The following is a 19,093-nucleotide window of genomic DNA, read 5'->3' on the forward strand; positions in this document are numbered from 1 at the left end:
AAAAAACCATACGAAATCGTACGGAAAAGGATGTTTCTATGAAGCGACTATTCTGCTTGGCCGCGATTGCGGCCGCATTGATGGGGCAAAGTTTTACCGCACAGGCGGCAGGCGTGGAGTTCGGGGTCGGCCAGACCAGCGATTCGACCATGACCTATCGATTGGGCATGCAATTCGATTGGGACAAGAGCTGGTTGCAAAGTGACGTCGGTCGTTTGACCGGTTACTGGAGTGGTGCCTACACCTATTGGGAAGGCGACAAGACTTCCAGCAACCACAGCCTGTCTTTTTCGCCGGTGTTTGTTTATGAGTTTGCCGGTCAGAACGTCAAACCTTATCTAGAGCTCGGGGTTGGCGTGGCGGCGTTCTCGAATACCGAACTTGAAGGCAACGAACTGGGCAGCGCCTTTCAGTTCGAAGACCGTTTCGGCTTTGGTCTGCGTTTTGCGGGCGGGCATGAAGTCGGGATTCGTGCGACGCACTATTCCAATGCGGGGCTCAGCAGCCCGAACGATGGTGTAGAAAGTTACGCGCTGCATTACACGATGCCGTTGTAAGACTAAAAGCTTCGCGGGCAAGCCTCGCTCCTACAGGGGATCATCCAACCTGTAGGAGCGAGGCTTGCCCGCGAAGGCGTCAGATCAGGCAACACATTTCTAAATCATCGATACGCCGTGCTAATCCCCTGGCGCTCTTCGATGCACTCCGGTGCGCCCATCTCGAACTCCCGGCAGATCAGCGGGCGTTTTTCGTAGATCGTGCACATCATCGTGTTGCGATCCAGCGCGGCGCACCAGCCGTCGTCCAGGCGCAGCATGACTTCCCCGCCCCAATCATCGGTATCGATAAAACGTTCGGGCACGCCCGTGTCGGTGATCAGCATCACTTCGAGCTGGCAGCAGCAGGCCGCGCAGGTCGAGCACGTGACCGCAGGCTCGGCAATTTGCGTGTGGGGAATGGTTTTCATGGCACGCAGTGTAAGTCAGTCGGTCGGTGCTGTGTGAAAGGCCGGACGGACGCTCAGTCGTGGGTGTCGGACGACGCCAGGCGCCGGGCCATGAAATGCAGCGTGGGAAACAGCAGCGCCCAGAGTAATCCGATGCCGATCAGCGTCGGTAATTGGCCGTAAGGGAATTGCACCCCGGCCAGTTGTCCTCCCGCGTAATACGACAACGGCCCACCCACGGCGCCCAGCAAGCAGCCCAGCCACCAGGGCGTTGCGCTCCATTGCAGGCAATGGCGCAACGTCGTGGCCAGCAACGCCCACAACAGCATCAGCCATAGGGGAATCAGCGGCGTGACATCGTTGAACTCGAACACCCCCAGCCAGCGCAATGAGCTGTCGACGGTCGTGCCCAGCAGCACCACGCTGAGAATCAGCCGGCCTTCGTCCGCCCAACGACTTATCCACAGCAGATGAATCACCAAAGCGCCCAGCGCCACCAATAACCACAGACTGTTGCCGCCGATCACGCAGGCAAGCCAGCCGAGCTGGAACAGCACGGCGTTGGCCAGGCGTTCAAGCATCGAAACGGCCGAGCAGCGGCGCGGTGATCGCCGAAGGTTTGGCCAGCAGCAACTGCGCGGTGCCGATGGTGCGCTCCAGGAAACCACCTTCGCAGTAGCACAGGTAAAACTCCCACAGCCGCAGGAAATAATCGTCGTAGCCCAATTCGCTCAAGCGGCCTTGGGCGCGGCGAAAATTCTCATGCCACAGGCGCAAGGTTCGCGCGTAGTGCAGGCCGAAATCCTCCATGTGCAGCAAGTTCATGTCGGTGTCGCGGCTGACGATCTCGAGCATTTTCTGCACGCAGGGCAGGGCGCCGCCGGGGAAGATGTAGCGCTGAATGAAGTCGACACTGCCCTTGGCCTGCTCGTAGCGCTGTTCGCGGATGGTGATCGCCTGCAACAGCATCAAACCATTGCTCTTGAGCAAGTGCGCACACTGCTTGAAGTAGGTCGGCAGAAAGCGATGGCCCACGGCTTCGATCATTTCGATCGACACCAGTTTGTCGTACTGCCCGGTGAGGTCGCGGTAATCCTTGAGCAACAACGTGACCTGATCTTGCAACCCGAGGGTTTCGATCCGTTGCGCGGTAAACGCGTACTGCTCCCTGGACAGCGTGGTGGTGGTGACTTTGCAGCCATAATTCTGCGCCGCGTACAGCGCCATGCTGCCCCAGCCGGTGCCGATTTCCAGCAGGTGATCGCTGGGTTTGAGGTCGAGTTTCTGGCAGATCCGCTCCAGTTTGTTCAGCTGCGCCTGTTCCAGACTGTCCTCGGGACTTAGAAACTGTGCGGCCGAATACATCATGGTCGGGTCGAGAAACTGTTCGAACAGGTCGTTGCCCAGGTCATAGTGAGCGGCGATGTTTTTCTGCGAACCCTTGCGTGTATTGCGGTTGAGCCAGTGCAGGCCTTGAACGAAGGGCCGGCCGAGTTTCGCCAGGCCACCTTCCAGCGAATCAAGTACTTCAAGGTTACTGACGAACACGCGAACCACCGCCGTCAGGTCCGGCGAGCTCCAGTAACCGTGGATAAATGCCTCGCCCGCGCCGATCGAACCGTTACTCGCCACCAACCCCCACGCCGCTGCGTCGAGGATGTGGATTTCCCCCTGCAAATGACTGCCAGCGGTGCCGAAGACCTGCCGCTCGCCGTCCTCGATCACCACCAGTTGCCCGTGCTTGAGGTGCGCCAGTTGCCGCAGCACACCGCGACGCAGCAACGTCCCGGTCAAGCCGTTAGTGCTGAGTAGAGTGGCTTTGGCCGAGACGCTAGAGGATTTCATGGCGGCGATCCTTGGGCGGAACGGTGGCGGTTTGAAAGCTGCCGTCGGCAGCTTGATGAGCAAATATCGGCACGCGTTTGAACAACAGGCGCAGGGCTTGCCAATAAATCGCCAGGCAGGTTTTTGCGGTCATCCACGGAAAGCGCCGCAGGTACCGGTGCAGGCTGGCGCGACTCAGGGCTTCGCGTTTCAGGTTGAGCGTGGCGTCGAACAGCTTCAGTTCGCCCTGCCAGTCGGCCATGTGCACGCCGAGTTTTTTCGCGACCGGGCTGAAGCTCATACGGTGTTCGAGATCGCGTGGCAGAAACGGCGACACATGAAAGGCCTTGGCCACGGCGAAATGCTGATGGAAATCGCGCAGGTCATCCGGTGTCCTGGCCGGCAACACGTAGTGATAACGCTCGCGCCACGGGGTATTGGTGACTTCGGCAACGATTGCCGCCAGTTGGCCGTCGGCTTCGTAACAATAAAAAAAGCTCACCGGGTTGAACGCCAGGCCCCAACTGCGGGGCTGGGTCAGCAGGCAGACTGAACCTTGTGGCGCATGACCAATGGCCTGGCGGACCTGTTCGCGCACCGCATCGATCAGGCGCATGCCATTGCCGGTGAAGGCTTTGAGGTAGTCGCTTTCGCGAAACGAAAACGGCGAGAAGCGGCGGTTGCCCGACAGCGGCGATAACCCGAGTACGGCGTCCTGTTCATCGAGATCGAGGTACAGCAGGCCGATCCGGTAGCGGAATTCATGGCGCCTTGGGGCAAACCGCCGATGGGCGATCCAGCCGCTGTAGAGCGCGCTGTTCACAGCACTTCCCCGAACGAGCGGGCCACGCGCAACGCGCTGACCACGCCATCTTCATGGAAACCGTTGGCCCAGTAGGCGCCGCAATAAAAGCTGTGTTGCGCGCCGTTCAATTCTTCCCAGCGCTCCTGCGCCGCCACCGCCGCCAGGCTGTATTGAGGATGGGCGTAGGTGAATCGGCCAAGCACCATGGCCGGGCTGATGCCGGCGCTCTGGTTGAGGCTGACGCAAAACGTGGTGTCGCTCTGGATGCCTTGCAGGATGTTCATGTCGTAGGTGACCGCCGCCAGCGTATGGCCGGCGCCACCGAGGCGGTAATTCCAGCTGGCCCGGGCGAGTGTGCGCGACGGCAGCAGGCGCGTGTCGGTGTGCAGCACCACTTCGTTGTCGGCGTAGGGCAGGGCGCCGAGGATCGACTGTTCGGCATCACTCGGTTTGGCCAGCAGTTTCAGCGCCTGATCGCTGTGGCAGGCGAACACCACTTTGTCGAAGCGTTCGCTGCCGGCGCGGCTGTGGATCACGACGCCATCGGCATCGCGCTCGACCTGCATCACGGGGCAGTTGAGGCGGATCTTCCGGTTAAAGGTTGCGGTCAACGGTGCGATGTAAGCACTCGATCCGCCCTCGATCACACGCCATTGCGGGCGATTGTTGACCGACAGCAAACCGTGATTCTTGAAAAACCGCACAAAGAATTGCAGCGGAAAATTCAGCATTTCGGCCATCGGCATCGACCAGATCGCCGCGCCCATCGGCACGATGTAATGCAGGATGAACCGCTCGCCGTAACCGCCGGCCTTGAGGTATTCATCGAGCGTGGTGTGCGCCGCGATCCGGCCCTCGGACAGGTCGAGCCGGGCGCGCTTGTTGAAGCGCACAATGTCGCGCAGCATGCCCCAGAACCCCGGTGACAGCAGGTTGCGGCGCTGGGCAAACAGGCTGTTGAGGTTGTTGCCGTTGTACTCCAGGCCGCTGTTCGGATCGGTGACCGAGAAACTCATCTCGGTCGCTTTGAAACCCACGCCGATCTGACCCAGCAAGCGAATGAAGTTCGGGTAGGTCCAGTCGTTGAACACGATGAAACCGGTGTCCACGGCGTGAAGCTCGCCATCGACTTTCACGTCCACGGTGTGGGTATGGCCACCGACCCGGTCATCGGCCTCGAACAGGGTGATCTCGTGGCGGCGATTCAGCAGGTAAGCACTGGTCAGCCCCGAGATGCCGCTGCCGATGATGGCGATGTTCACGGCACGTCCTTGATCGGCGGACTGCTGCGGACCATGCGTTTGCCGATGGCGAGCTTCACCCGGTTGGGCATTTTCGACAGCGGCCAGAGCGCCGCCATGAACAGCGCCGGGAACGCGATCTCCAGTGGCCGATGCTTCAGTTTTTCGAAGATGTGCCGCGCCGCTTTACCCACCGGCCAACTGAGCGGCATCGGGAAATCGTTCTTCGCCGTCAGCGGAGTCTCGACGAACCCCGGGCTGACTACGGTGACTTCGATGCCTTCGGGCGCCAAGTCAATACGCAACGATTCGAACAGATAACGCAGCCCGGCCTTCGACGCGCCATACGCCTCCGCCCGTGGCAGCGGCAGGTAAGTCACCGAACTGGCGACGCCCACCAGATGCGGCGCAAGGCCTTTGCGCAACAGCGGCAGGGCGGCTTCGATGCAGTAACTGCTGGCCAGCAGATTGGTGCGCACCACGTGCTCGACGAGCGACGAATCGAACTGCTGAACGTCGACGTATTCGCAGGTGCCAGCATTGAGAATCACCGTATCCAGCGAGCCCCAGTCTTGCGCGATCTGCTCGCCGATTTCGCGTACGGTCTGGCTGTTGGTCAGGTCACCCGCCACCACCAGCACTTGCCCGGGATAGCGTTGCGACAAGACTTTCATCGGCGCCAGCGAACGTGAACTGACCGCCAGATGGGCGCCGGTTTTCAGAATCTCCTCGGCCAGCGCGGCGCCAATGCCACTGCTGGCGCCAGTCAGCCAATATCGTCGTGGAGGTGTAAGGCTCATCCCATTCTCCTTTTCAACCAGGCGATAGCCCGGCCCAATACGGGTACATGTTCGTAAAGCAGTGCCCCGGCATCGAAGTAATCCCGGTGGCGATAAACCTTGTCACGCCAGAGCAGGTGCGAGCAGCCCTCCACCCGAATCAAGCGCCCGCCGGCCAGATGCGGATGGCGGTAGCTCATGACCCAGCGCAGATAACCTTCGCCTTCGCCGATCTGGTCGAAGCCGTGAAAATCGAAGCGCAGTTCGCTGACGTTGGCGTAGAGCTCGCTGAAATAACTGCGCAAATGCGCGAGGCCCTGTACTTCGTGCAGCGGATCGGTGAAGTGCACATCGTCGGCGTACAGCTCATTCAGGCGCTGCAGGTTGTCTTTGTTCAGCTCGGCAAACTGCCAGGCGAAGCGGCGCAGGAAATCACTCATAACCGCCTCCCGCGTTCTGTCGCGACGGCAGGTTTTTGAACGCCGTCAGCGCGCGTGTACGGGATGTACTTAGATTGACGATCGGCGACGGATAACCTGCCACGCCAAACAACCCGCCGAGGTTCGCCGGGTTGTGCACGTCTTTCTTGTTCAGCCCGGCCAGCTCCGGCAACCAGTGCTTGATGAACAGGCCTTCGCTGTCGAATTTTTCCGATTGGCTGAGCGGGTTGAAAATCCGGAAATAGGGCGCCGAATCGGTGCCGGTGGATGAGCTCCATTGCCAGCCACCGTTATTCGCCGCGAGATCGCCATCGATCAGGTGCCGCATGAAAAAACGTTCGCCTTCACGCCAGTCGATCAGCAGGTTTTTGGTGAGGAACATCGCCACCACCATGCGCAAACGGTTGTGCATCCAGCCGGTTTCAAGCAGTTGGCGCATCGCCGCGTCGATGATCGGCAGACCGGTTCGCGCTTCTTGCCAGGCTGCCAGTTCGTCGGGGGCATCGCGCCAGGCCAGGGCTTCGGTTTCCGGGCGGAAGGCGCGGTGACGGGAGACGCGCGGGTAGCCCACCAGAATGTGTTTGTAGAACTCGCGCCACAGCAATTCGTTGATCCAGGTGACGGCGCCGACTTTGCCGCTTTCGAACTCGCCCTGATTGCTTTGCAGGGCGGCATGCAAGCACTGGCGCGGGGAAATGACGCCGGCCGCCAGGTAAGCCGAGAGCTGACTGGTGCCGGGTTTGGCCGGGAAGTCACGCTCACTTTTGTAGTAGTCGATCTGCGCATCGGCGAAGGTGTCCAGACGGCGTCGGGCTTCGGCTTCACCGGCGGGCCAGAGCGCGCGCAAGGTGTCGCTGGGCGTGTCGAAGCCTGCAACGCTTGAAGGGGTTTCATCGCTGTCGATGTTCAGCTTCGATTGCACCGCTGGCGCCCTGACGAGACTCGGCAATGAACGGTGCAGACGGTCGTAGCAGACTTTGCGGAACTGACTGAAGACCTGGAAATAGGTGCCGGTCTTGGTCAGTACGGTGCCGGGGCTGAACAGCAACTGATCGAGGTAGCTATAAAAGTCGACGCCTATGGTTTTCAGTGCTTCGGCCACCGCCGCATCACGACGGCTTTCGTGAATGCCGTACTCCTCGTTGACGTGCACCGCGTCGATCTTCAACTGCTGGCACAGGTCGAGCAGAACCTTCGGCGCTTCATCCCAGCGAGAGGCCGTGCGAATCAGCAACGGGATGTTCAACTCGCCGAGTGCGTGGCTCAGTTCACGGAGGTTGCGCAGCCAGAAATCCACTTTGCACGGCGCGTCGTCATGCTCGCGCCATTGTTCCGGGCTCAACAGGTACACCGCCACGCTCGGCCCCCGGGAAGCGGCAGCCGAGAGAGCGGTGTTGTCATGTAGACGCAAGTCGCTGCGCAGCCAGATCAATTGCATGGTGGTGTCCGTACGATTCATTTAAATAAGCCCGCGCTGTACCAGGTCCTGATGCGCCGATAACGGATCTTCGGCCAGGAACAATTCAGCAATCTCTGTGGTTTTTACGGACAACTCGGCGTGGTGGATGCATACCGTTGGTCCGGCAATCATTTTTGGGCAACTGACACCGTTGAAAAGTTTCGGCAGCTGCGCAAGGTTCATGGCTTTGCTGGAATACAGCAGTACGCCACGGGCTTGCAGGTGATCGACCGCCAGTGCGAGCTCGCCCGCCGGCAACGGCCAGTCGAACACTTCCACCGGGCAATCGGCGCTGCTGATCAACCACGCGGTGAGCCACAGATGCGGTTCCAGCGGCAGGTCGGAGTGATTGATCAACAGCAGCGGTGCGGTGCGCAGTTGACGGTTGTTATGGTAGATGCGCGCGCCGAATTTGCTGCGTAACCAGGAGTGAAAAAACACGCGCTCCATCTGCGCGCCAAACTGGCCTTGCCAGCGTTGTTCAAGTTCGGCCAGCAACGGCATCAACAGTTGTTCGCACAAAGTCCGCGGCGGGTACAACGCGATCGCCTGGTTGACGGTGTCATCCAGGGTGCGTTCGTTGAGCCGAGTGACTGCTTGCAGCAGCGTGTTGCACATCACCTGCCAATCATTTTCGACCGATTCGCCAAAGGCTTGCGGGGTGTCGAGCAGTTGCTTGACCTGGCTGACGGCCACGCCGCGATTGAGCCAGGTGAGGATTGTCAGGATTCGTTGTACGTGTTCGGCGCTGAACAGCCGATGCCCTTTGGGCGTGCGTTGCGGCACGATCAAACCGTAACGCCGTTCCCAGGCGCGCAAGGTGACGGCGTTGACGCCGGTCTGCCGGGCCACTTCACGAATTGGCAGCCAACCCTCATCGAGGGCTTTCTTGAAGTCGGCGCCGAGGTCTTCGCGGGCACTGGTGTCGAGTGGGATTTTCATCAGATCGCGTTTCGCAGGCTGAGGTTTTCCGGGTGCGGTTGCAGGTAAACCTGTTGCGCAATGTACGGGTCCGGGTGTTGGCGAAAGTGATGTTTGAGCAGCGTCAGCGGCACCACCAGCGGCACGATACCGTGGCGGTACTGGCCGATGACGTGTTGCACTTCCTGTTTGTCTTCAGCGCTGATGACCTGCTTGAGGTAACCACTGATGTGTTGCAGGACGTTGGTGTGGGTGCGGCGCGTGGCGCACTTTTTCAAGGCCGCCATCAGTTCGCTGAAATAGCGTGGGCCGAGTTCTTTCGGGTCGATCCGGCCCATGTTGCCCAGCAGATTGCCCAGGGTTTTGTACTGCACCGGGTTGTGGGCCATCAGCAGGTATTTGTAGCGCGATTGAAATTCGGTCAAGCCGCGACGAGTCAGGCCTGCTTGCAGCAACTGTTGCCAGGCGCTGTAGGCGAACACGCGGGTGAGAAAGTTTTCCCGCAGCACCGGGTCGTTGAGCCGGCCGTCTTCTTCCACCGGCAGGTCCGGGTGCAACGCACAGAAAGCCTGGGCATAGATGCCGCGGCCACCGCCGTCTACCGGCGCACCGTTGGCGTGGTAGACCTTGACCCGATCCAGTCCGCACGACGGCGATTTCTGCATGAAGATGTAGCCGCAGACATCGTCCAGCTCGGCGGCCATCTTCCGGGCGTAATCGGCCAGCGGCCGGGTGACATTCAGTTCGGGGTGAACAGTGCCGATGGCTTCGGGGCGTTCAGCGTCGCCGACCAGTCGAATGGGCTGGCGAGGAATGCCCAGGCCGATGGCGACTTCCGGGCACACCGGGACGAAATCGAAATACTCGGTGAGGGTGCGGCTGCACAGCCGCGATTCCTTGTGCCCGCCATTGAAACGCACCTCGGCGCCCATCAGGCAGGCGCTGATGGCGATTTTCGGTTTCGCGCTGGCGTGGAGCATCGGAGCACCTCGAATCCAAACCTGTACAGGATTTAATTTCTGTACAACATGTGTTTCATCATAGATTCAAAGGTGTACAAGTCAAATTGTTTGTATAAGTATTTGGCGTGCTGTAGGAGCTGGCTTGCTGCGGGCGGCGTTCCGACGATGAACGATGATGGGGGTTTACCTGCTAAACCGTGGCGCCTGAATCGCCAGCAAGCCGGCTCCTACAGGATCTAGTTCCAGCCCGAGATCCAGGCGTCGCTGTTTTTCAGGGTTTGCCAGCTCAGGCGTTGATTGCGCTTGGTCAGCACTGCCTGCAATTCGACGTCCAGCACCGTGCCTTCCTCGTCGCGGAACAGCTCGATGACCAGAAAATGTTTTTCGCGGTTTTGCGGCTGGGCTGCTGTCCATTTCGACAGCAGCAATTTGCTCGGGTTGATGCGGTTCACTGCAGGTGTTCGTGCAGGCGGCGGGCGGCTTCCTGACCGCTGAGCCAGGCACCTTCGACACGACCGGACAGGCACCAGTCGCCACACGCGTAAAGACCCAGGTCGGCATCGGCCAGCGTGCCCCATTCATGGCTGCTGGCGGGGCGGGCGTAGAGCCAGCGGTGCGCGAGGCTGAAGCTCGGCGCAGGCATGGCGCTGTGGAGCAGTTCGGCGAACGCGCCGTGCAGTTGCTCGATCACGGCTTCCTTGGACAGGTCGATATGTTGCCGGCTCCAGGCACTGGTCGCGTGCAATACCCAGGTGTCCTTGGTGTTGTCGCGCCCCGGTTTGCTGCGGTTGCGCGCCAGCCAGTCGAGTGGGCTGTCTTGCACGAAGCAGCCTTCCATGGGCGTATCCAGCGGAGTATCGAAGGCCAGTGCGACGGCCCAGGTCGGGTCCATTTTGACCCCGGCGGCGGCGCCTGCGAGTTTCGGCGCGGAGGCCAGCAAGGCGGTCGCTTGCGGTGCTGGCGTGGCGACGATCACGTGACTGAACGGGCCATGAGTGAACCCTTCGGCATCCTGCAGATGCCAGTGTTCTTCACCGCGATAGACCTCGGTAATGCGGCAGGCAAAATGCACTTCCAGATCGCCAATCAGGCCACGGGTGATGGCGCTCATGCGTGGCGTGCCGACCCAGCGCGTCTGCTCGTCCGGCGACAGGTTGAGCTGGCCACCGTGGTAGGTATAAAGCTGCGGCGCCCATTCGGCGACCCAGCCTTTGGCTTGCCAACGCTGGACTTCAGTGACAAAGCGGCGATCACGTGCAGTGAAATATTGCGCGCCCATGTCCAGCGCACCCGCATCGCTGCGCTTGCTCGACATGCGCCCGCCACTGCCGCGGCTTTTATCGAAAAGTTGAACGACATGCCCTGCGTCCGTAAGGGCCTGGGCGGCTGAGAGTCCGGCAATGCCGGTGCCGATGATTGCGATAGGTACAGTCATAGGGGCCTCGTTTACCTTTCTGTACAGACTACGCCGTGGTTGAAACCTGTACAATATTGTTTTTCGGTATAACTTTTAGCGTTCTCGTTCTGACAGCTTGGCCTATTGTTAAACACAGACCCTGCCCGATATCAAAGATCCCTGCTTATAAAAATAGACTAGTGATCAGGGTAAAACGCCACGCGAGGAAGAAGTCATGCACATATTGCTGACCGGCGGTACTGGTTTGATAGGACGTCAGCTCTGCCGCCACTGGTTGAGTCAGGGACATCGTCTGACCGTCTGGAGCCGGACGCCGGCCAAAGTCGCGAAAGTCTGTGGCGCCCAGGTGCGCGCGGTGGCCCGACTCGAGGACCTCGGTCAGGAACCGGTGGATGCGATTATCAACCTCGCGGGCGCGCCAATTGCCGACCGGCTCTGGACCCACCGACGTAAAGCCTTGCTGTGGAGCAGCCGCATCACCCTGACGGAAACCTTGCTGGCGTGGCTCGAAAGCCGTGAACAAAAACCGCAGGTGTTGATTTCGGGCTCTGCCATTGGCTGGTATGGCGACGGGGGCGAGCGGGAGTTGACTGAACATTCCCCTCCGGTGATCGATGATTTTGCCAGTCAGTTGTGCATTGCCTGGGAAGAAACCGCCCAGCGTGCCGAAGCCTTGGGCGTTCGCGTGATCTTCGTTCGCACCGGCTTGGTGCTGTCGGCCGAGGGCGGCTTTTTGTCGCGGCTGTTGCTGCTGTTCAAACTGGGGCTGGGCGGGCCTTTGGGCACTGGTCGGCAGTGGATGCCGTGGATCCATATCAAGGATCAAATCGCCCTGATTGATTTTCTTCTGCATCAGAAAAGCGCCAGCGGTCCTTATAATGCCTGCGCGCCCAAACCGGTGCGCAATCGCGAATTTGCCAAGACGCTGGGCAGCGTGCTGCATCGCCCGGCGTTCATGCCCATGCCGGCCCTGGCCTTGAAGGTGGGCCTGGGCGAGTTGTCATTGCTGTTGCTGGGTGGCCAGAAGGCTGTCCCGGCGCGCTTGCTGGAAGCGGGCTTCACCTTCCAGTTCACTGACCTGCGTGCGGCTCTGGACGACTTGTCCAGCCGCCTCTGAAATAGGACGTTGCATGACCGATCACGCGTTGCTTCTGGTCAACCTGGGTTCACCTGCCTCCACCTCGGTGGCGGATGTGCGCAGCTACCTCAATCAATTTCTGATGGACCCGTATGTGATCGACCTGCCATGGCCGGTGCGCCGTTTGCTGGTCTCGCTGATTCTGATCAGACGCCCGGAGCAGTCGGCCCACGCCTACGCCTCGATCTGGTGGGAGGAGGGCTCGCCACTGGTGGTGCTCAGTCGCCGCTTGCAACAGGCCATGAGCGCACAGTGGAGCCACGGGCCAGTGGAACTGGCGATGCGTTACGGCGAGCCGTCGATTGAGTCGAAACTGCTGCAACTCGCCGCCCAGGGCCACAAGCGCATTACCCTCGCGCCGCTTTATCCGCAGTTCGCCGACAGCACCGTGACCACGGTGATCGAGGAAGCCAAGCGGGTGGTGAGCGAGCACAAACTCAATGTGCAGTTCTCGATACTCGAGCCGTTCTATGATCAGCCGGAATACATCGATGCCCTGGTGGCCAGCGCCAAACCGCATCTGGAGCAGGACTTCGATCATCTGTTGCTGAGCTTCCATGGCTTGCCGGAGCGGCATCTGAAGAAGCTCAACCCGGGGCACAGTTTTGAAGGTGGCGGCGATTGCTGCGCTGGTGCGCCACCGGAAGTCGTTGCGACCTGTTATCGCGGCCAGTGCCTGCGCACCGCAGCGGAATTCGCCAAGCGCATGGGTTTGCCGGACGGCAAATGGTCGGTGTCGTTTCAGTCGCGGCTGGGTCGAGCGAAATGGATCGAACCCTACACCGAAGCGCGCCTTGATGAGTTGGCGGGAATGGGCGTGAGAAAGGTGCTGGTGATGTGCCCGGCGTTCGTTGCCGATTGCATCGAGACGCTGGAAGAAATCGGTGATCGCGGGAAAGAACAGTTCCGCGAAGCGGGAGGGGAGGAGTTGGTGCTGGTGCCGTGCCTCAACGATGATCCGCAGTGGGCGAAGGCGATCTAAAGGCTGGTTTACAACAACGGCTCATCCGCCTTCTTGTGCTTCCAGCTGTCATTCCCCGGCAGCAACAGGTTCAGCGCAATCGCCACCACCGCGCACAGCGCGATGCCTTTGAGGCCGAAGTCGTCCGGGCCGGTGCCGGTGCCGACCAGCACGCCGCCAATCCCGAACACCAGCGTGACTGAAACGATCACCAGGTTGCGCGCCTCGCCCAGGTCGATCTTGTGGCGAATCAGCGTGTTCATCCCCACCGCCGCAATCGAACCGAACAACAGGCACAGAATCCCGCCCATTACCGGCACCGGAATGCTTTGCAGCAACGCGCCGAACTTGCCGATGAACGCCAGGCTGATGGCGAAGATCGCCGCCCAGGTCATGATTTTCGGGTTGTAGTTCTTGGTCAGCATCACCGCGCCGGTCACTTCGGCGTACGTGGTGTTGGGCGGGCCGCCGAACAGGCCGGCTGCGGTGGTTGCTATGCCGTCGCCGAGCAGCGTGCGGTGCAGGCCTGGCTTCTTCAGGTAGTCGCGGCCGGTCACGCTGCCCACGGCGATCACGCCGCCGATGTGCTCGATGGCCGGGGCCAATGCCACCGGAACGATGAACAGAATCGCCTGCCAGTTGAATTCCGGCGCAGTGAAGTTCGGGATCGCGAACCAGGGTGCAGCGGCAATCTTCGCGGTATCAACCACGCCGAAATAGAACGCCATCGCAAAACCGACCAGCACGCCGGAGATGATCGGTACCAGGCGGAAAATGCCTTTGCCGAACACCGCAACGATCAGCGTGGTCAGCAGCGCGGGCATCGAGATCAGCATGGCTGTCTGGTAATGAATCAGCTCGGAGCCGTCGCCAGCCTTGCCCATCGCCATGTTGGCGGCGATTGGCGCCATGGCCAGGCCGATGGAAATGATCACCGGACCAATCACCACCGGTGGCAGCAAACGGTCGATGAAACCGGTGCCTTTGATCTTCACGGCGAGGCCGAGAAAGGTGTAGACAAAACCCGCCGCCATCACGCCGCCCATGGTCGCCGCGAGGCCGAACTGGCCTTTGGCGAGAATGATCGGGGTGATGAAGGCGAAGCTCGATGCCAGGAACACCGGCACCTGACGCCCGGTGACGATCTGGAACAGAATCGTCCCCAAACCGGCGGTGAACAGCGCCACGTTCGGGTCGAGGCCGGTAATCAGCGGCATCAATACCAGCGCGCCAAAGGCCACGAACAGCATCTGCGCACCCGACAGCACTGTGCGCCAGAGCGGATCGTTGAACTCTTGCTGCATGCTCAAGCGTCCTTCTGCTTGGTGCCGAAGATCTTGTCGCCGGCATCGCCCAGGCCCGGGATGATGTAACCGTGTTCGTTGAGTTTCTCGTCAATGGAAGCGGTGTAGATGGTCACGTCCGGGTGAGCCTTCTCCACAGCGGCGATGCCTTCCGGCGCGGCGACCAGCACCATGGCGCGGATGTCGCGGCAACCGGCTTTTTTCAGCAGGTCGATGGTGGCAACCATGGAACTGCCGGTGGCGAGCATCGGGTCGATGATCATTGCCAGGCGTTCGTTGATTTCCGGAACCAGTTTTTCCAGATACGTGTGGGCTTGCAGCGTCTGTTCGTTGCGGGCCACGCCCACGGCGCTGACTTTGGCGCCCGGGATCAGGCTCAGCACGCCTTCGAGCATGCCGATGCCGGCGCGCAGGATCGGCACCACGGTGATTTTCTTGCCGGCGATTTTCTCGACCGACACGGTGCCGCACCAGCCTTCGATGTCGTAGGATTCCAGCGGCAGGTCTTTGGTGGCTTCATAGGTCAAAAGGGCACCGACTTCCTGAGCGAGCTCGCGGAAATTCTTGGTGCTGATGTCTGCGCGGCGCATCAGGCCGAGTTTGTGACGGATCAGCGGATGGCGGATCTCGAGGATGGGCATGGGAAAGGCTCCGGCGGCGGGCAAAAAAACCGGCCTAGATTAATCTATCCGAGGGTGTTGTCCTATAGACAATAGAGTACGTTAGTCCACAAACGCTTGATCTGGCCGTGCGGGATGCGTACCTTTGCCCGCTTTTCCTGAATGCCACCCCTTGGAGAGCGCCATGTCCGCTGATCTCGAGCATATCCGTCAAATCATGCGAGAGGCTGACTGCCTGTACACCGAAGCTGAAGTCGAGGCGGCCATCGCCCGCGTTGGTGCACATATCAATGAACAAATGGCTGACACTAACCCGGTGGTGTTCTGCGTGATGAACGGCGGCCTGATCTTCGCCGGCAAGCTGCTCACCCATCTGCAATTCCCGCTGGAAGCGTCCTACCTGCACGCCACCCGTTATCGCAACGAAACCAGCGGCGGCGACCTGTTCTGGAAAGCCAAGCCTGAAGTGTCGTTTATCGACCGTGACGTGCTGATCATCGACGACATCCTCGATGAAGGTCACACCCTGGGCGCGATCATCGACTTCTGCAAACACGCCGGCGCGCGCAAAGTGCACACCGCCGTGCTGATCGACAAGGACCACGACCGCAAGGCTCGTCCGGACCTGAAAGCCGATTTCGTCGGTTTGCCGTGCATCGACCGCTACATCTTCGGTTACGGCATGGACTACAAAGGCTACTGGCGTAACGCCAACGGGATTTTTGCCGTTAAAGGAATGTAAGTACGTGGCCGCGCCAAACTTTCTTGATCAAACCTTGTTCGCTGAGTTGACCGAGAAAGCAGCGGCCAATCCGCGTGGACGCCAGCATCACAACTTTCATCAGATGGAAGACGCTTGCCACCGCATGGCGGTGGGTTTGCAGCCGGGCACGTACATCCCGCCTCATCGGCATCTGGGGGAGAACAAGGCTGAAACCTTGCTGGTCCTCAAGGGACGGCTTGGCGTGTTGATCTTCGACGAGTCCGGCGCGGTGGTGCGCAAGCAAGTGCTGCAGGCCGCTGGCGACTGCGTCGGCGTGGACCTGCCAGCCGGTGTGTTTCATGGCCTGGTGGTGCTGGAAGCCGACAGCCTGATGTTCGAGTGCAAGGCCGGTCCTTATCGTCCTGTGGGCGAAGGTGAGCTGGCTGATTGGGCGCCGCGTGAAGGCGAGCCGGGCGTGGCCGAGTATCAGGCCTGGATGCGCGCACAGTTCGATTGATACGCACCCCCCCACTGTAGGAGCGAGTGGTGCGGCAGTCCGACTTGCCCGCGAAGGCGGTGTGTCAGTCCCTTAGTTATCGACTGACACACCGCCTTCGCGGGCAAGCCACGCTCCTACAGGGACGGTGTATACCCATGCTAAAGTGCCCGGCCCCGCCTTTCGGAGCCCGTCATGAGCCTTTTGATCCGCAGCTGCGCCGCCCTGTTGCTGACCCTCAGCCTGCCGCTGGCCGCCGCGCCGGCGCTGATGCACGGGCAGTTTCTGCCGCCTGACGACCTGACGCTGCGTGATGCCGAACCGGAGCAGCAACAATTGCTGCAGGTCACCGAGTATTCGGTGGTGGTCGGCAGCCAACGGCAGTCCACCCAACAGCCGATCCCGGTAACGTCTCCGCTGCTGATCCGCCTCAAGGGCAAATCCTTGAACAAGGGCGCGACCATCAATCAGGTGCTGGTCAATTTCGATGGCGAAAGCAAAAGCCTGAAAAAGCCGATCTACGACGACAAGAGCAAAACCCTGACGCTGTTTTACCCGATGGCGCAATACCGCGTGGTGATCGACTTGCTGCGCAATGACACGGTGTATTGCCAGTTCCTCAGCTACGCCAACGGTCATGTCTGGGCCGATCTGCACACCGGAGCCGTTCGTCCGCGTTGAGCCCGGCGGCCAGTGAGGGGTAAACTGCCCGCCCCGTGAAATGTCTGCGAGCTGGAGTCGGCAATGCGTAAAGATAAGAAACAAGTGATTGGTGACGAGATCGGCGACGAGCAGATCAAGTTGTTTCTCGATTTCGAACCGGTCGACGCCACTTCGCCGTCCCTGCACAAACTGATCAAGGCCTACCGTGGCCTGCGTATCGATGACTTCGAGCGGTTTCTGACGTTCTTCGTCGAGGCCGGTTTTGATCTGGACGGCAAGGACGAGCACGGCAATGACTTCATTGCCCTGATCAAGGATCAGCGCAACGCGCCGGACTACATCGAGCTGATCGAAAAAGCCCGCGGCTGAAACCTGTTTCCCTGGCGCCCCCCACTTCTGTAGGAGCCGGCTTGCTGGCGATGGCATCCCCTCGGTCTGTCAGATCCACCGAGGTGATGCCATCGCCAGCAAGCCGGCTCCTACAGGGTCAGATTTGCCAAGGAACAGGCGCACAGGATCAGGTTTGTCGTGAAACAGGCATAAAAAAACGCCCCGCTCTCAATGAGAACGGGGCGTTTTTTATGCGCGACGATCAAGCGAAGCTTGGTGTCTCGCTGCTTTCTTCAACCAGTTCCAGCGCGATGTTGTTCTGCGCGTTGATCTTGCGATACAGCGCAGCATCGGTTTCCAGAACCTTTTCCCGGGCCGGGAAGATTTCCGCCAGTTTGGCTGCCCACTCGCCGGACGCTTGGGCCGGGAAGCATTTTTCGATCAGTTCCAGCATGATCGAAACGGTCACCGACGCGCCTGGCGAAGCACCCAGCAGGGCAGCAAGGGAACCGTCCTTGGCCGCGACCAGTTCGGTACCGAACTGCAGAACGCCGCCCTTTTTCGGGTCTTTCTTGATGATCTGCACCCGTTGGCCAGCCACTTCCAGGCGCCAGTCTTCGGCTTTCGCTTCAGGGTAGAAGCGACGCAGGGAATCCAGACGCTGCTCCATCGACTGCATCACTTCGCTGACCAGGTACTTGGTCAGGTCCATGTTGTTTTTCGCCACGGCCAGCATCGGGCCGATGTTGCCGGCGCGAACCGACATCGGCAGGTCCATGAAGGAGCCGTGCTTGAGGAACTTGGTGGTGAAACCGGCGTAAGGTCCGAACAGCAGGGACTTCTTGCCATCGACCACGCGAGTGTCCAGGTGCGGCACCGACATCGGTGGCGAACCCACGGCAGCCTGGCTGTACACCTTGGCCTGGTGATGCTTGACCACTTCCGGGTTGTCGCAACGCAGCCACTGGCCGCTGATCGGGAAGCCGCCGAAGCCTTTGCTTTCTTCGATGCCCGAGGCCTGCAACAGCGGCAATGCCGCGCCGCCCGCGCCGAGGAACACGAATTTGGCGTCGACTTCGCGCGTATTGCCGCTGTTGACGTCCTTGATGCTGACGGTCCAGCCGCCGTTGTTGCGCTTCAGGCCGGTCACGCGCTTGCAGTACTTGACCTGGGCATCGGGTGCGCTGGTCAGGTGCTTGAGCAACTGGTTGGTCAGCGCGCCGAAGTTGACGTCGGTGCCATTGATCACGCGGGTGGCGGCGAGGGTTTCGCCAGCGTCACGCCCCGGCATCATCAATGGCATCCAGTCGGCCATTTTTGCCTTGTCTTCGGTGTATTCCATGTCCGCGAAGGCGTGGTGCTTGCTCAGCACCTTGAAGCGTTCCTTGAGGAAGGACACGCCGCTGTCGCCCTGGACGAAGCTCAGGTGCGGCACCGGGCTGATGAAGGTCTTGCACGAGCCGAAGGTGCCTTTTTTGGTCAGGTAGGACCAGAACTGCTTCGACACTTCAAACTGAGTGTTGATGTGCACGGCTTTCTTGATGTCGACGGTGCCGTCGGCGGCCTGCGGCGTGTAATTGAGCTCACACAGCCCGGCGTGACCGGTACCGGCGTTGTTCCACGGGTTGGAACTCTCCGCGGCACCGGAATCCATCAGCTCGACGACTTCCAGCTTGATCGCGGGGTCGAGCTCTTTGAGCAGTACAGCGAGGGTGGCACTCATGATGCCGGCCCCAACCAGTACTACGTCGACTGCTTCGTTATGCGCCATTTAACGCGTCTCCAAAATCTGCAGCACCAAATTGTCGGCATGGCTGCCAGGCGTTCAGGGCGTGTCAGTGATGCCCCAGGTACCCATGGCAGTGTCGCCATGTCCGAATCTTCGCAATTTATCGCAACTTCGACGGACGCTACCGGCCGGGTTTATGAGGTCAATGAACTCATTTCAACGCGCGACTGGCAATTCGACTTATGGTCGAGACATCCGTTTGTGCAACCAAATCCGTAGCGGACAGGCTTCAGGCTCCGGTGTTCGAGGAATACTCGGTCCTGTGTCGTTGGGCTGTTTCAGACGCTAATGGTGC

General features: G+C 60.2%; 22 protein-coding genes. 7 read left to right on the plus strand and 15 right to left on the minus strand.

Annotated elements, in window-relative coordinates; all coding sequences use genetic code 11:
- Window positions 1-38 precede the first annotated feature (38 nt).
- Window positions 39-557: an acyloxyacyl hydrolase gene (locus KGA82_RS09940; RefSeq protein WP_192419158.1), complete on the plus strand. Its 519-nt coding sequence runs from the start codon at window positions 39-41 to the stop codon at window positions 555-557.
- A gap of 104 nt (window positions 558-661) precedes the next feature.
- Here KGA82_RS09940 and KGA82_RS09945 read toward each other — a convergent pair whose 3' ends face one another.
- From KGA82_RS09945 to KGA82_RS10000, 12 genes are all read right to left on the minus strand, one after another.
- Entirely contained in the window at window positions 662-967 is a 306-nt protein-coding gene (locus KGA82_RS09945) for a YkgJ family cysteine cluster protein (protein WP_056726267.1), read from the minus strand.
- A gap of 53 nt (window positions 968-1,020) precedes the next feature.
- Window positions 1,021-1,527, minus strand: coding sequence for a DUF2878 domain-containing protein (locus KGA82_RS09950; RefSeq protein ID WP_223450256.1), 507 nt, complete (start codon window positions 1,525-1,527; stop codon window positions 1,021-1,023).
- Window positions 1,520-2,791: an SAM-dependent methyltransferase gene (locus tag KGA82_RS09955; protein WP_008025867.1), complete on the minus strand. Its 1,272-nt coding sequence runs from the start codon at window positions 2,789-2,791 to the stop codon at window positions 1,520-1,522. The genes KGA82_RS09950 and KGA82_RS09955 overlap by 8 nt, the downstream gene beginning before the upstream one ends.
- The gene (locus KGA82_RS09960) at window positions 2,778-3,593 is read right to left on the minus strand and encodes a DUF1365 domain-containing protein (protein WP_223415253.1); all 816 of its coding nucleotides are present in this window, start codon (window positions 3,591-3,593) and stop codon (window positions 2,778-2,780) included. Before KGA82_RS09960 ends, KGA82_RS09955 begins: the two co-directional genes overlap by 14 nt.
- The gene (locus KGA82_RS09965; protein WP_223450257.1) at window positions 3,590-4,837 is read right to left on the minus strand and encodes an NAD(P)/FAD-dependent oxidoreductase; all 1,248 of its coding nucleotides are present in this window, start codon (window positions 4,835-4,837) and stop codon (window positions 3,590-3,592) included. Before KGA82_RS09965 ends, KGA82_RS09960 begins: the two co-directional genes overlap by 4 nt.
- Window positions 4,834-5,616: an SDR family NAD(P)-dependent oxidoreductase gene (locus KGA82_RS09970; protein WP_192228947.1), complete on the minus strand. Its 783-nt coding sequence runs from the start codon at window positions 5,614-5,616 to the stop codon at window positions 4,834-4,836. The genes KGA82_RS09965 and KGA82_RS09970 overlap by 4 nt, the downstream gene beginning before the upstream one ends.
- Window positions 5,613-6,035, minus strand: coding sequence for a nuclear transport factor 2 family protein (locus KGA82_RS09975; protein ID WP_008025876.1), 423 nt, complete (start codon window positions 6,033-6,035; stop codon window positions 5,613-5,615). Before KGA82_RS09975 ends, KGA82_RS09970 begins: the two co-directional genes overlap by 4 nt.
- Window positions 6,028-7,473 carry a deoxyribodipyrimidine photo-lyase gene (gene phrB, locus KGA82_RS09980; RefSeq protein WP_223450270.1) on the minus strand — a complete coding sequence of 482 codons (1,446 nt, stop codon included), beginning with the start codon at window positions 7,471-7,473 and terminating at the stop codon, window positions 6,028-6,030. The genes KGA82_RS09975 and phrB overlap by 8 nt, the downstream gene beginning before the upstream one ends.
- 21 nt (window positions 7,474-7,494) lie before the next feature.
- Window positions 7,495-8,436 carry a MerR family transcriptional regulator gene (locus KGA82_RS09985; RefSeq protein ID WP_223450258.1) on the minus strand — a complete coding sequence of 314 codons (942 nt, stop codon included), beginning with the start codon at window positions 8,434-8,436 and terminating at the stop codon, window positions 7,495-7,497.
- Complete coding sequence (locus KGA82_RS09990; RefSeq protein WP_223450259.1) at window positions 8,436-9,395, minus strand: YbgA family protein; 960 nt, start codon at window positions 9,393-9,395, stop codon at window positions 8,436-8,438. The genes KGA82_RS09985 and KGA82_RS09990 overlap by 1 nt, the downstream gene beginning before the upstream one ends.
- 218 nt (window positions 9,396-9,613) lie before the next feature.
- Window positions 9,614-9,829 (minus strand): TIGR02450 family Trp-rich protein, encoded by a 216-nt coding sequence (locus tag KGA82_RS09995; RefSeq protein ID WP_223450260.1) that lies wholly within the window; start codon window positions 9,827-9,829, stop codon window positions 9,614-9,616.
- Window positions 9,826-10,812, minus strand: coding sequence for an NAD(P)/FAD-dependent oxidoreductase (locus tag KGA82_RS10000; protein WP_223450261.1), 987 nt, complete (start codon window positions 10,810-10,812; stop codon window positions 9,826-9,828). The genes KGA82_RS09995 and KGA82_RS10000 overlap by 4 nt, the downstream gene beginning before the upstream one ends.
- 196 nt (window positions 10,813-11,008) lie before the next feature.
- On the opposite strand from KGA82_RS10000, the gene KGA82_RS10005 reads away from it, so the two are divergent.
- Together KGA82_RS10005 and hemH are read left to right on the plus strand one after the other, a co-directional pair.
- Window positions 11,009-11,911 (plus strand): TIGR01777 family oxidoreductase, encoded by a 903-nt coding sequence (locus tag KGA82_RS10005; RefSeq protein ID WP_223450262.1) that lies wholly within the window; start codon window positions 11,009-11,011, stop codon window positions 11,909-11,911.
- Between the two features lie 13 nt (window positions 11,912-11,924).
- Window positions 11,925-12,914, plus strand: a complete 990-nt coding sequence (gene hemH, locus KGA82_RS10010; protein ID WP_223450263.1) for a ferrochelatase — start codon at window positions 11,925-11,927, stop codon at window positions 12,912-12,914.
- Between the two features lie 8 nt (window positions 12,915-12,922).
- Here hemH and KGA82_RS10015 read toward each other — a convergent pair whose 3' ends face one another.
- Both KGA82_RS10015 and upp read right to left on the minus strand, forming a co-directional pair.
- On the minus strand, window positions 12,923-14,197 hold the full coding sequence (locus tag KGA82_RS10015) for a uracil-xanthine permease family protein (protein WP_008025891.1): 1,275 nt from the start codon (window positions 14,195-14,197) through the stop codon (window positions 12,923-12,925).
- 2 nt (window positions 14,198-14,199) lie between these two features.
- Window positions 14,200-14,838 (minus strand): uracil phosphoribosyltransferase, encoded by a 639-nt coding sequence (gene upp / locus KGA82_RS10020; RefSeq protein ID WP_008025893.1) that lies wholly within the window; start codon window positions 14,836-14,838, stop codon window positions 14,200-14,202.
- 163 nt (window positions 14,839-15,001) lie between these two features.
- On the opposite strand from upp, the gene KGA82_RS10025 reads away from it, so the two are divergent.
- The 4 genes from KGA82_RS10025 to KGA82_RS10040 all read left to right on the plus strand — a co-directional run bounded on the left by KGA82_RS10025 (window position 15,002) and on the right by KGA82_RS10040 (window position 17,048).
- Window positions 15,002-15,559, plus strand: a complete 558-nt coding sequence (locus KGA82_RS10025) for a hypoxanthine-guanine phosphoribosyltransferase (RefSeq protein ID WP_008025895.1) — start codon at window positions 15,002-15,004, stop codon at window positions 15,557-15,559.
- Between the two features lie 4 nt (window positions 15,560-15,563).
- Window positions 15,564-16,037, plus strand: a complete 474-nt coding sequence (locus KGA82_RS10030) for a WbuC family cupin fold metalloprotein (RefSeq protein WP_223450264.1) — start codon at window positions 15,564-15,566, stop codon at window positions 16,035-16,037.
- A gap of 174 nt (window positions 16,038-16,211) precedes the next feature.
- Window positions 16,212-16,697, plus strand: a complete 486-nt coding sequence (locus tag KGA82_RS10035; RefSeq protein ID WP_008025899.1) for a hypothetical protein — start codon at window positions 16,212-16,214, stop codon at window positions 16,695-16,697.
- Between the two features lie 63 nt (window positions 16,698-16,760).
- Window positions 16,761-17,048, plus strand: coding sequence for a PA4642 family protein (locus KGA82_RS10040; protein ID WP_223450265.1), 288 nt, complete (start codon window positions 16,761-16,763; stop codon window positions 17,046-17,048).
- Between the two features lie 223 nt (window positions 17,049-17,271).
- On the opposite strand, the gene mqo is transcribed toward KGA82_RS10040, so the two are convergent.
- Window positions 17,272-18,780 (minus strand): malate dehydrogenase (quinone), encoded by a 1,509-nt coding sequence (mqo, locus tag KGA82_RS10045; RefSeq protein ID WP_008025902.1) that lies wholly within the window; start codon window positions 18,778-18,780, stop codon window positions 17,272-17,274.
- Window positions 18,781-19,093 lie beyond the last annotated feature (313 nt).

Origin of the sequence: Pseudomonas sp. BF-RE-22 (assembly GCF_019956155.1) — a bacterium.
GTDB classification, from domain to species: Bacteria; Pseudomonadota; Gammaproteobacteria; order Pseudomonadales; family Pseudomonadaceae; genus Aquipseudomonas; species Aquipseudomonas migulae.